The organism is Paraburkholderia sp. WS6 (genome assembly GCF_030464835.1).
GTDB lineage: Bacteria > Pseudomonadota > Gammaproteobacteria > Burkholderiales > Burkholderiaceae > Paraburkholderia > Paraburkholderia madseniana.
Map to the genome: position 1 here is coordinate 259758 of NZ_JALQCK010000002.1, position 12741 is coordinate 272498.

The following is a 12741-nucleotide window of genomic DNA, read 5'->3' on the forward strand; positions in this document are numbered from 1 at the left end:
TGCTTGCGGACATGTCTCTTCCCCTGCTGCAATAATGCGCGCCCGTTGCATCGGCTTGATCCGGCCGACTTGATCCAGGCCGGCGTTTTAGCGCATACTGTATATCCATACAGTATTTTGGCCGCATAGGTACGCGCATCTCCATGCGCGCATCCACGGCGCGTCGGCATGAAACGCATTTCGATCGAACCGTCTTTCGCCATATGGCGGCGCGCCGCGCGGGTGCTGTTGCAGCAAGGTGTCGAGCCCTCGCAGATCGAGTGGGTTGAGTCTGAAGGTAAAGCCGGCGCGCCGGGCGTGCTGGCTACTGAGTCCGCCTTCGCCACGGCAGGCGCCTCCGAGACAGGAATCGCCGCCAGCCCTGCCCCAGTCCTCGCCGCGCCTGCGATTCCCCGCGAACTGCTCTCCTGGCTGAAAACGGCGGCGTGCTTCCGTGCGCCGGACCGTTGGGCGCTGCTGTACCGCGTCCTATGGCGCTGGACGCGCGGCGAGCGCAACGTTCTCGATCTCGACGACCCCGACGGCGCGCTGCTGGATCGACGCATCCGGACTATCGAGCGCGAAACCGAGGATCTGCTGACACTCACCTTGTTCAGACGGCGTGATCCGTCGATGGAGCCGCCCGAATTCGTCGGCTGGTACGAGCCGCATCACGACTTGCTGGAGCGTGCCGCCGAGCGGTTCGCCAAACGCACGGGCAATTCCACGTGGATGCTGGCCACGCCGCACGGCGCGGTGTTCTGGAACGGCATGCTGCTGCGCATCGACCGGCCACTGGTGGCGGAGTGCGAGCAAGCCGCGCCGGTATTAGCGGCCAACGTCATGACCGGCGAAGCCATCACCAGCACCCCCACGGAAGCGCTCTGGCTCGCGTACTACTGCCATGCCTTCAATGCCCAGCCGTCGCCGGTGCCGCTGCGCTACTGGAGAAGGCCGCCCGCGGGTCCACCGCTGCCCGCACACCTCGCGCGCGAACGCAGCCGTCTCGGCGCGCAAAGCGCGGCCGTCACCGTTCCGCCCATGCCGCCGATCGAGTATTCGGCCGTGACGCCCCCCTTGCGGGAACCCACTGGCCCGCTCGCCACCTGCCGGCGCTGCGCGTTGTGGCGCAACGCGAAACAGGCGGTTGCGGGCGCCGGGCCCGCGTCTGCCGCGATCATGGTGATCGGCGAGCAGCCGGGCGAACACGAGAACCAGCACGGCGAGCCCTTCACCGGGCCGGCCGGTCAACTGCTGGACACCGTGCTGGCGCGCGCCGGGCTGGAGCGCGAGGCGCTGTATCTGACGTATGCCATCAAGCATTACAAATGGGAAACGCTCGACCAGCAGCGCGTCCATCGCACGCCCGTGTGGCGCGAAATCGAGGCTTGCCAGTACTGGCTGGAAAAAGAACTGGCGCGGGTCGCGCCACGCGTCATCGTCGCACTCGGCGCGACGGCGTTGCAAACACTGACCGGCCCGCACGTCAATCTGTCCGAATACCTCGGGCAAACCATCGCTCACGGCGGCCGCCTGATCGTGCCGACCTGGCATCCGTCGTATGCACTAGGAATGGCCGACGCCACGTTGCGCGACGACATCGTGGCGACCATCGCGGCGGCGTTCAGCCGCGCGGCGGCGCTGGCGGGAAACAGCGCGCCCGTTAAAGGTGAGCATGTTCGGGATAGGCTAGATGCACAACGGTGAGCCTCTGCGGGAACCCACAGCAGAACCGGCCCGCCCAGGCATGCAGTTTGCGTCGATCACACCGGTTACACAAACCGCGCCGATTCCGCCTAAGCTGATGTGACGCCGCCAATCCAGCAAGTTTGTCGCGCGTAATATCGAAGCTTCGAATGCGGCCCGCGCGTTTCGAAACTACCCCATGTCCCATGAGCGAAACCAGTCCACGCCTTTTCATCGTCTCACCCCATTTCGACGACGCCGTCTTCAGTTGCGGCGCATTACTCGCCGCCCATCCTGACGCCGCGGTCTGCACGGTGTTCGCCGCCTCGCCCGAGCACGAAATGCATACCGAATGGGATCAAAAATCGGGTTTTGCGAGCGCCCATCAGGCCGTCCACGCCCGCACGCTCGAAGACAACCTCGCGCTGGAAGTGCTCGACGCGATTCCGCTACGCATGCCGTTTCGCGGCAGCCAATACATGGACTCGCCGTCGATCAGCAAATTGGCGGCCGTGCTTGAAGAGACCATCTACCGCACGACCGCGAACACGCTGCTCATGCCGCTCGGCCTGCATCATGACGATCATGTGCTGGTATTCGAAGCCTGCTGCGAAATCCTGCCGCGCCTGTCGCATCTCACGTGGTTTGCCTATGAGGACGCGATCCACCGCCGCACGCCCGGCGTCGTGCAGGCGCGGCTCGCCGACCTCGCGCAACGCGGCATCGTCGCGACGCCGGCCTATCCGAGCGTCGGCCACACGATTGATCTTCCGCGCCGCACGCAGCTCAAACGCGAAGCGGTGAACGCTTACGCAAGCCAGCTACGCGCCTTCGGCGCAGGCAATTACGACGACGTTTTCGCGACCGAACACTACTGGCAATTGAGCGTGGGGCGCCGCAGGAAAAAGTAAGGGGTGCGCGGCGTGCTGGATCGCCTACGCTAGAAGGAAACGGCCGGCGTGCAGGTGAGTTCGACCGCCAGCGGCCGTACCGCCCCCGCTTTCCGTTCGCCTCTCAACTCAAAGGTGATGCAATGAGCTACGACATGCATACCAGCCCGATTCCCGACCCGAACGCCGATCCGAACCGGGACCCGGAAGCCGATCCGCTCGTCCCGCCGTCGCCGGGTCATCACGCCGAGGAGCCCCAGCGGCCCGATGGGCCGCCGGACAAAGACCCGGTGTGACGGCACTGCGCGCGTATTACCGGATCACTACCGGACCATGACAGCACGCGCGACTGATCGCGTGCTTTAGCGCGTCAGCTCGCTAAAACCTTGCAGCAGACGGTCGATGTCGGCGGCGTGGATGTTGCCCATCGTCGAGATGCGGAACAGTTCGGCCGACAACCCGCCTTGACCGGCATAAATGACGAAGCCGCGTGCCTTCAGCGCGTCGTGCAGTTGCGGATACGCCACGCCGTCCGGCAAACGATACGCGCGCAGCACCACCGACGACTGCTCCGGCGGCAACACGCTGCCGATGCCCCGCTCCGCCAGGCCCGCGCGAGCCTGCTCGGCGAGCGCCGCGTAACGCGCGTGGCGCGCTTGCCAGCCGCCTTCGTCGGCGAGTTCGCGCAGCGCTTCGACCAGCGCGTAATACGCATGGACCGACGGCGTGAACGGCGTATTGCGCTGATCCTGCAAACGCGCGAGGCGCCCGAGGTCCAGGTAGTAGGTGCGACTCGCCGCCTGCGCGAGCGCCGCGCGCCGCACCAGCACGAACGACGCGCCCGGCACGCCATGCAGGCACTTGTTCGCGGTCGCCGCAACGGCGTCGAGACTGGCGTCGGCGAAATTGATCGCTTCAGCGCCGAAGCTGCTGACGCCATCCACCAGCAGACGCAGACCGCGTTCGCGGCACAGCGCGCCGAGCGCCTGCAGATCGTTCAGACGGCCGGTCGTCGTTTCGTGATGAATCACGGCGACGTGGGTGAACGCTTTGTCCGCGTCGAGGCGTTCGGCGATCTTCGCAAGATCCGGCGCCTGCATCCAGTCGTGTTTCAGCGACTCGTGCGCGATGCCGTATTGCGTGGCGATCTGCGAAATACGCTCGCCGTACACGCCGTTTTCCACGACCAGCAGCTTGCCGTTTTGCGGCACCAGCGCGGCGGTCATGCTTTCAACGGCGGCCGTGCCGGAACCGGTCATCAAGACCGCTTGCCATTCGCTTGCGTCGAGATCGTATAGATCGACCAGACGCGTGCGCGCCTCTTCCTGCAAATCGAAAAACTCGCTTTCACGGTGGCACAGATCCGTTTGCAACAGGCTGTTGCGGACGCGTTCGGTGAGCGTCACCGGGCCGGGATTGAGCAGCAGCATCGAGCGCACTCCTTAAGCGGCGCCGATGTGGCGCATAAGGCGCGTCTTCACATCGGGCGGGGTGATAGTGGGACGCGGCAGGCCATCGGGCGTACCGCGGCGAATCGCCAGTCGTGCGAAGCGCGGACCATGAGGCGACGGCGCGGTTTCGAACAGCTCGTCGATCACGTTGACGTCGTCGCTTTCGACCGCCGACGCGTAACCGCAAGCCGCGGCCACACCCGCAAACGAGACTTGCGACGACACCGTCGCCTGGCCGCCGGTCGAGTCGTGCGCGCCGTTATCGAGCAGCACGTGCGTGAGATTCGACGGGCCGTACGCGCCGAGCGTCGCGAACGCGCCCATGCGCATCAGCGCGGCGCCGTCGCCGTCGAGCGCGATCACGTGCAGATCCGGACGCACAAGCGCCAGACCCAGCGCGAACGGCGTCACGCAACCCATCGAGCCGACCATGTACAACTGGTTGGGACGGTCGTCGATGGCATAGAGCTCGCGGCCGCAAAAACCGGTCGACGCGAGCACCACCGTCGATTCGAGCGGCGTGTGCGCGATGACTTTCTGCAGCGCGTCGTGACGCGAAGCCAATTCACTCGCCGCGACGTTCCTGAATTGCGAACGCGGCGCGACCGGCACGCGGCGAGCGCTGGCGGCGCCTTCTTTCAACTCGTACGGCGCCACGCTGCCTTTTTGCATCACGAGCGCGTACGGCCGGCCGGTTTCATCCATATGAGCAATCGCGCGATCCAGCGCCGGGCCGATCGCGTCGGCTTCGGTCGGGAAAGTCTCCCACGGAATCTCCATCGTATCGAGCATCGCGGGCGTGACCGGGCCCATCAGCGCGTGCTGCGGTTCGTCCGCGACGCCGGGTTGCCCGCGCCACGTCACGATCAGCAACTGCGGCAGACGGAAGGTCCACGTGAGCGAGGTCAACGGACTCACGGCATTGCCGAGGCCAGAGTTCTGCATCATCGTGATGCCGCGCCGGCCGTTCTGCGCGCCGAGCGTGACGCCCGCGATCAACGCGACCGCATCGCCTTCATTGGCGGCCGAGACGTAATGCAGCGACTCATCCTGCAACACGTAGTTGATGAACGGCGTCAGATACGAGCACGGTACACCTGCATACCAATCGAAGCCGCGTTCACGCGCCGCCTCGACGAACTGTGCTGCCTCGATCATTGCGCGGCTCCGCTGGCTGCGCCCTTGCGGTTGTCGGCCGCCGCCGCGAACGGCGCTTGTGCATGCGCGAAATCGCCGGCACGACGGAAATCTTCCAGATCGTTCACACCGCGCCAGTGGCCGTGCACGTATTGCACTTCGATCGATTCACCCGCTTCGATCAGCGCGTTCAGCAGCGCGGGCATATCGAGCGAATCGAAATCCGGACGCGCCTGCAGTTTGCCGAGTACCGCTTGCAAACGCTCACGTCCTTCGCCGCGTACATTCAGCAGACCGACCCAGCGGCCATGCGGCGTTTGCGAAGCGATGGCCGACGAGGCCTCCTGCCCGCTCGACACATGACGCAGCGTGACCTTGTTGCCGAACAGCCCGCGATCGTCGGCTGCCGAGCACCATGCGAAGTCGCGCACGCTGGCGTTTTCCGCATCGGTCAATGACGAATCGACCACCACGCTGAACGCGGCTTCGCTCTCGACCAGGTCGCGCAGAATGTAGCTGCGGAACAGCAGATCGCCGTAGGAGATGACCGTATCGCCCGCGAGCTTGTCGACTGCGCAGGCGAGCGACGCCAGTTCGCCGGTTTGCGCGTGACGTTCGTTGACGACCAGCTTGATGCCGGCCGTATCGATCGCATCGGCGCGATAACCGCCGACCACGGTGATGTCGTTGACGCTCTGCTTCTTGAACGCATCGATGAGCCAGCGCAACAGCGGCTTGCCCGCGATCGGCAGCATGACTTTCGGACGATCTTCGGTGACGGCTTCGAGGCCCTTGCCGCGGCTCGCCGCGAGCACGATGGCGGAGCCCGCCGAGCGTCCGCTCGACAGATAGCGATCTTCGGCTTCCGAGTATTCGTCGGCGTCTTGCAGACGGAAGATTTCGTTGACGGCCGCGATGCTGTCTTCGACGTTGACGAGCGTTTCGCTCGAGTGAATTTCCTTGGCGACGGCTTGCATGGCCGAGGTCGCCGCGCGGATCAGATGATTCGCCCAGATGACCGTGCTGATGCCGGCTTCGCGGAACACTTCGGTGGGCGTGCTGTAGTACTTGGTCGGCACGATGACGAGCGGCCCGCGGCCGGCCCACTCGCGCGCGAACTCGAGGATTTCATCGGGACGCGAGAGCTTGCTGTGAATCAGGATCGCATCGGCGCCTGCTTGCCGATAGGCTTCCGCACGACGCAGTGCCTCGTCCATCCCCCAGCCGGCGATGAGTGCTTCGACGCGCGCGACGATCGAGAAATTTTCATCCGACTGCGAGTCTTTACCGGCTTTGATCTTGCCGCAGAACTCGTCCATATCGGCGAGCGGCTGCGCTTCGCCGTTGATGAAGCTATTCGTTTTCGGGAATTGTTTGTCTTCGATGCAGACGCCGGCGATGCCGCGTTGTTCGAGCTTGCGCACGAGACGTCGCACGTTGTTGAAGTTACCGTAGCCGGTGTCGCCATCGAGGAGGATGGGCAGATCACTGGCGTCGGCCATGAATTCGAGGTTGTCGACGACTTGCGTCCAACTGGCTTCGTTGTTGTCGCGCACGCCGAATTGGGCGGAGATCGCGAGACCCGAACCCCAGATCGCCTTGAAGCCGGCTTCGCGGACGATACGGGCGGAGAGACCGTTGTGGGCCTCCATCATGAATTCGAGTTCGTTGCTGATGAGCATCTGGCGCAGGCGTGCGCTGCGCGAAGCGGAGATGAAAGCGGGTTCGCGGGCGTTCATTTTTTTGACTCCTGTTGGCGGGCTTATTGGGGCTCTTTTTTGCCCGGCTGGTGCTGGAAAATGGCGACTATAGCTGAAATCGTTTTTATTCGGCGTTGAAGTGGTATTGGGGTTTTTTGATGTTGCTGTTAAGTGGGGAAATGTGTTGTTTTTTGTATTTCATGCAGTGGTGATTGGGTTTGGATTTTTTTGGCGTTATGTGGAGGAATGTGATTTGGCCCTGCGGGGCTTGGGGTTTGGGGTGGTTTTTTTGTTTTTCTTATTTGATTTTTATTTTGATTTTTTATATTGTCTTTGCTTATTCTGATCCTTTATTAATTAAGTTATTTGGCTATTAGCGTTTGCCCCTGCGCGGGGCAGCGCTTTTGTCCGTGTTCTTATGGCGTTGGCCTTTCCTTGAATTGGTAGTGGTTTATTAGCGTTGCCCCTGTGCGGGGCGGCACCTACTTTTCTTTGCATGCCGCAAAGAAAAGTAGGCAAAAGAAAGCGGCTTAAACCGCTCATGCTAAGTGGGCACCGTGGTCTGCTGCGGGTAGTGGTGCATCTGGAATCCGTGTTCTCGCACATTCCGCGTTAGTGACAAAGGTGTCATCAGCTCCCACTCCGCACTACGTGCGTCGCGGACGGGTATGCATGGGAAACCGGGGGCTTCGGTTAGGCGCGGTGGGGGCCGTCGGCTTCGCCTCGGCGAAGCGCCACAGCACTCATAGGCGAAACCCGCCTCGAATCAAGTTTCGCGATGCCGTAGTGACAATCACAGTTGCAGTTCCAATCACAATCGCGGAGGCGGAGGTGGAGCAATGATGGGCCACGGCCCGGTGGCGAGACGAGGCACCAAAACGTAGCGGGTGGTTTTAAGAAGTACTCGTCGGCGCGCGCAGCGCCGCCGGAAGTATGACGCCCTTGTCACAAGCCTATGCAGGGGCACGAACACAGATTCCAGATGCACCACTACCCGCAGCAAACCACGGTGCCCACTTAGCAGTAGCGGTTTGAGCTGCTTTCTCTTGCCTACTTCTCTTTGCAGCCGGCAAAGAGAAGTAGGTGCCGCCCCGCACAGGGGCAACGCTAATAGACCACTAGCAAATCAAGGAAAGGCCAACGCCCCAAGAACACTGACAAAAGCGCCGCGCAGGCAAAAAAACCCAAAACCCCCATATAGTCAGACAAAAAACAACGGGTTTCCCCTCCCCTGCGGAGCAAAGCAAAACAAGCCGTAAACACAGTCAGCAACAAGCCACTCGCTGCAAGCGAAAAAGCAAAGAGCGAAAAGCGAAGTGCCCACCCTGACCGACCACCTCGCGAAAGCGAAAGCAAAAGCGAAAGCAAAAAGCCCATTGCTATGACTCTGAACAAAAAACTAGCCTCAATGATCGCGGTCCTCTGGACCGGCCTGATCCTGATCGGCGGCTTCGGCGCATGGCAAAACCGCGCCTCGATGATCTCGGATCGCCGCGATCAACTCGTCGCGCTGATCGACCAGGCCAATCACATCGTCAACCGCTACTACACCTTCGCCCAGCAGCACACGATCACCGAAGACGAAGCCAAAAAGCAGGCGCTCGAAACGATCGCCGCCATGCGCTACGGCAAGGACGGCTATATCTCCGTCAACAACTCGCAATCGGTCATGCTGATGCACCCGATCAAGCCGGAACTGGTCGGCAAGAACATGGCGCAATTCACCGATCCGGCCGGTAATCATCTGTTCACGGATATCGTCACCGCAGGCAATCACGAGGGCGGTGGCTATGTCGACTATCTCTGGGCCAAACCCGGCAGCGACAAACCCGTGGCGAAAACCAGCTTCTCGCGCCACTTCGAGCCGTGGGACTGGTATCTCGTCACCGGCATGTACATGGACGACGTGCAGCGCGCGTTCTACACCAACCTGCTGCGCTGGCTCGTCATCACCCTGACGCTCGGCGCGATCGCCACAACCGTCATGCTGCTGGTGTTGCGAAGCATCCGCCGCACGCTCGGCGGCGACCTCGAAGTCGCGGTCGAAGCGGCTCAACTGATGGCGAGCGGCAACCTCTCCACGCGCGTGCCGCTGCAAGCGAACGACACCGGCGGCAGTCTGTTGCACGCGCTCCACACCATGCAGGCCGGTCTCGTCGATACAGTTTCGCGCGTGCGTCTCGGTACCGACAACATCAATATCGGCGCAACCGAAATCGCCGCCGGCAACACGGATCTGTCGCAACGCACCGAGGAACAGGCTGCGGCGCTCGTCGAAACGGCGTCGAGCATGGATCAGATGACGGTCAACGTGAAGCAGAACGCGGACAGCGCCCTGCAAGCGGCACAACTCGCCGGTCAGGCGGCGGATGTGGCCACGCGCGGCAGCCGCGTCGTCGACGACGTGGTCCGCACGATGGGCGAAATCACCAGCAGCTCGCGGCAGATCGGCGACATCATCGGCGTGATCGACGGCATCGCGTTCCAGACCAACATCCTCGCGCTTAACGCCGCGGTTGAAGCGGCTCGCGCGGGCGAACAGGGTCGCGGTTTCGCTGTGGTCGCCGCGGAAGTGCGCAGCCTCGCGCAGCGCTCGGCCACGGCCGCGAAGGAAATCAAGGCGTTGATCGAAACGTCCACCCATACCGTCGAAGCGGGTGCGTCGCTGGTCGCTAACGCCGGTTCGACCATGGGCGAGATCGTGCAGTCGGTGCGCCGCGTGAACGAAATCCTCGAGGAAATCAGCAACGCGTCGCGCGAACAGAGCGCGGGCATCGAACAGGTCAATCGCGCAGTCGGCGAAATGGATCAGGTTACGCAGCAAAATGCCGCGCTGGTCGAAGAAGCCGCCGCCGCGGCCCATTCGCTGAAGGATCAGGTGGGTGTGTTGCGCGAGGCAATCTCGAGCTTCGCTTTGCCGGCCTGAGGCCGCCGGCTCTTTTCAGGCAGCGGGACACGAGCAGAAAAGAGGCGCACAAAAAGAAGGCGCTCAACAGGCAGAGAGCGCCTCTTTAACACGCCGCGTCGGAGTCGACGCATTAATCGAACGAGCCAGCCGCGCGGATTTTCAAGTCCACGCGGCTTTTTTGTGGCCGCCTGCGTTTGCGCCTGTGCATGCGCCGGCTTCGTCTCGCGGCTACGGCTATGCCCGTGTCTGCGACGGCGCCCCGTTCAACGAACGCTTACCCCGCCCGATCCCGCAACCAGGTTAAGCCGAATTTGGCATCGCCGAATTCGGCTTAAGGCATTTTCATCATGACCCGCCGCTTCCGATAATGGCCGCTTTTTCAACGCGCGCCTCGCGGCAAGCTCCCATGTGGGCCTCCCCTCTCGCGAGCGCCGTCCCACCAAGGCTCGCCGTCATGTTGCTCCACCTCCTCTACCTCGTTGCGATCGTCGCCGAAGCCATGTCCGGCGCATTGATGGGCATGCGCCGCGGCATGGACCGCTTCGGCCTGTGCCTCGTCGGCACCGTCACCGCGCTCGGCGGCGGCACGGTGCGCGACGTGCTGCTCGGCCACTATCCCCTTACATGGATCTCGCATCCAGATTACGTTCTGATTACAATCGGGGCAGCGTCGGTTGCCGCGGCCAGTGCCAAATGGCTGCGCAACTGGCAACGGCTGTTCGTCACGGTCGACGCGATCGGCCTGATCGCGTTCACGGTTATCGGTTGCGACGTCGCCGCGACGCTGGACGTGAGCCCGGCGATCGTCGTGCTGGCCGGCGCGATTACCGGCGTGTGCGGCGGCATGCTGCGCGACCTGCTGTGCAACCAGATGCCGCTCGTGTTGCGTGAGGAGTTGTACGCCAGCATCGCACTCGGCGCAGGCGCGCTGTACGTCGCACTACAAGCCTGCGACGTGGCGCCGGCGCAGGCTTCCATCGTGGTGCTGGCAGTCGGTTTCGCAGTGCGCATGCTGGCCGTGCGGTTTCGTTGGCAATTCAAGGTATTCACCGCCGCCGATTCCGGCGGCGCAGGCTAATCCCGCTGCACGCCACGCGCGTGTGGCTTTCGCTCGAGGAGCACGCTCGACAGTCACGCGCAACGGGCCACCGGCGTCGCCGGTTTCTCGCCTTCGCACTGCTGTTCGTTATCCGCACCCATGATCCAAAAGAAGAAATCGCAGTCGCACGATCCGTACGCGCCCGTCGCGAAGAACCAGTTGCTGGCCGCGCGCCTGCCCATGTGGCGTTCGAAACTTGTCGTCCTGCTGGTGTTCGGCGCGTTCGCGTCGCTGGCGGCGCGCGCGTTCTGGGTGCAGGTGGTCAATCAGGACTTCTACGTCGATCAGGGGCAAAAGCGCTATCAGCGCACGCTCGAACTCGACGCAACGCGTGGGCGAATCGTCGACCGTAACGGCTCGATGCTCGCCGTCAGCCTCGCGACCTACGAGATCTGGGCCTCGCCCAAGCTGCTCGACGAAGCCTCGTTCGCGCCGCTTTCGAAGCTGCTCGACCTGCCGCTGGCGGAACTGCGCCGGCGTCTGAACGGCGACAAAACCTTCGTGCTGCTCAAGCGCCAGGTGGATGCCGACACCGCCGATCATCTCAACAAACTGGGTCTCGCCGGCATCACGCAGATCGCGGATTCAAAGCGCTTTTATCCCGAAGGCGAATCGGCGGCGCACGTGGTCGGCTTCACGGATATCGAGGACAACGGCCAGGAAGGCGTCGAGCTCGCCGCCAACGAGCAACTGCTCGGCGTGCCGGGCCAACGCGAAGTGATTCGCGACCGCCTGGGCCGGGTGGTGTCCGAGACCCGGCCGCTCGTGCCCGCGCAGAACGGCGACACCATCCACCTGACGATCGACCGGCGCATCCAGCAACTCGCCTACGCGCAACTCAAGGACGCCATCGCCAAACATCACGCCGAGGCCGGCAGCGTGGTCGTGCTCGATGCGCGCAACGGCGAGATTCTCGCGCTCGCCAACTATCCGAGCTTCGATCCGAACGACCGCGCGCGGCTCACCGGGCGGCAACTGCGCAATCGCGCGGTCGTCGACACCTTCGAGCCGGGCTCGACGATCAAGCCGGTCGTCGTCGCGCTGTCGATCGACGAGGGCAAGGTGCGGCCGCAAAGCATCATCGATACCGCACCGGGGTGGTACAAGATCGGCCCGGCAGTGATTCACGACACGTCGAATCACGGCGCGATGACCGTCGCCGAAGCCGTGCAGAAGTCGAGCAATATCGCGCTCGCCAAGCTCGCCCTGAATCTACCCGCTGAAAAGATCTGGAACAAGTATCAGGAGTACGGGCTTGGGTTGAGGCCCGAGCTGACCTTTCCGGGCGTCGCGTCGGGCAAGGTGCGTCCGTACAAACGCTGGCGTCCGATCGAACAGGCGACCATGGCGTATGGCTACGGCCTGTCCACTTCGCTACTGCAGATCGCGCAGGTCTATACCGCCTATGCCGGCGACGGCACCATGCATCACGTGAGTCTGTTGCGGACAGACAAAAACGCGGACGGGACCGCGAGCGCGAGTAGCGCGACGCAGGCCATGGATAAGGGCCATGCAGTCACAACGCCCGCCACCGCGCGCGCGATCCGTTCGATGCTTGAAATGGCCACCGGCGCTGGCGGCACAGGGCGCGCTGCGGCGGTGGAAGGCTACCGGATCGGCGGCAAAACCGGCACGGCGCGTAAGCAGGTCGGCGCGACTTACGCGAAAAACCGTTACCGCGCGCTGTTTGTCGGCATGGCGCCGATGAGCGACCCGCGGCTGATCGTCGCCGTGATGATCGACGACCCGGCCGGCAAGGCGTTTTATGGTGGGACGGTGGCCGGGCCGGTGTTCGGCGCGGTAACGGGTGGAGCGCTGCAATTGCTGGGGGTGCCGCCGGACGCGTGAGGATCCGCTACGCCGTGAATCGCGCCGCGCCGTTCCAGCAGCG

The 12741-nt window shown here is 63.3% G+C and carries 9 protein-coding genes; 6 read left to right on the forward strand and 3 right to left on the reverse strand.

Annotation, left to right across the window (positions count from 1 at the left end; all coding sequences use genetic code 11):
* Positions 1-168: 168 nt before the first annotated feature.
* From M0D64_RS03645 to M0D64_RS03655, 3 genes are all read left to right on the forward strand, one after another.
* Positions 169-1686: a UdgX family uracil-DNA binding protein gene (locus tag M0D64_RS03645; RefSeq protein ID WP_266256653.1), complete on the forward strand. Its 1518-nt coding sequence runs from the start codon at positions 169-171 to the stop codon at positions 1684-1686.
* Between the two features lie 185 nt (positions 1687-1871).
* Positions 1872-2576 carry a PIG-L family deacetylase gene (locus tag M0D64_RS03650; RefSeq protein WP_266256654.1) on the forward strand — a complete coding sequence of 235 codons (705 nt, stop codon included), beginning with the start codon at positions 1872-1874 and terminating at the stop codon, positions 2574-2576.
* 122 nt (positions 2577-2698) lie between these two features.
* Complete coding sequence (locus M0D64_RS03655) at positions 2699-2851, forward strand: hypothetical protein (protein ID WP_166618176.1); 153 nt, start codon at positions 2699-2701, stop codon at positions 2849-2851.
* A 66-nt stretch (positions 2852-2917) separates the two neighbouring features.
* On the opposite strand, the gene M0D64_RS03660 is transcribed toward M0D64_RS03655, so the two are convergent.
* The 3 genes from M0D64_RS03660 to aepX are packed head-to-tail and all read right to left on the reverse strand — an operon-like array spanning position 2918 to position 6882.
* On the reverse strand, positions 2918-3985 hold the full coding sequence (locus tag M0D64_RS03660) for a 2-aminoethylphosphonate aminotransferase (protein WP_266256655.1): 1068 nt from the start codon (positions 3983-3985) through the stop codon (positions 2918-2920).
* Positions 3986-3997: 12 nt separating this feature from the next.
* Positions 3998-5164, reverse strand: coding sequence for a phosphonopyruvate decarboxylase (aepY, locus tag M0D64_RS03665; protein WP_266256656.1), 1167 nt, complete (start codon positions 5162-5164; stop codon positions 3998-4000).
* Complete coding sequence (aepX, locus tag M0D64_RS03670; RefSeq protein ID WP_266256657.1) at positions 5161-6882, reverse strand: phosphoenolpyruvate mutase; 1722 nt, start codon at positions 6880-6882, stop codon at positions 5161-5163. Before aepX ends, aepY begins: the two co-directional genes overlap by 4 nt.
* 1342 nt (positions 6883-8224) lie before the next feature.
* Between aepX and M0D64_RS03675 the strand changes: the two genes are divergently transcribed.
* The 3 genes from M0D64_RS03675 (at position 8225) to M0D64_RS03685 (ending at position 12698) form a co-directional block, all read left to right on the forward strand.
* Complete coding sequence (locus tag M0D64_RS03675) at positions 8225-9769, forward strand: methyl-accepting chemotaxis protein (RefSeq protein WP_266256658.1); 1545 nt, start codon at positions 8225-8227, stop codon at positions 9767-9769.
* A gap of 436 nt (positions 9770-10205) precedes the next feature.
* Positions 10206-10829: a trimeric intracellular cation channel family protein gene (locus M0D64_RS03680; RefSeq protein WP_266256659.1), complete on the forward strand. Its 624-nt coding sequence runs from the start codon at positions 10206-10208 to the stop codon at positions 10827-10829.
* A 120-nt stretch (positions 10830-10949) separates the two neighbouring features.
* Positions 10950-12698 (forward strand): penicillin-binding protein 2, encoded by a 1749-nt coding sequence (locus tag M0D64_RS03685; protein WP_266256660.1) that lies wholly within the window; start codon positions 10950-10952, stop codon positions 12696-12698.
* The last annotated feature ends 43 nt before the right edge of the window (positions 12699-12741 follow it).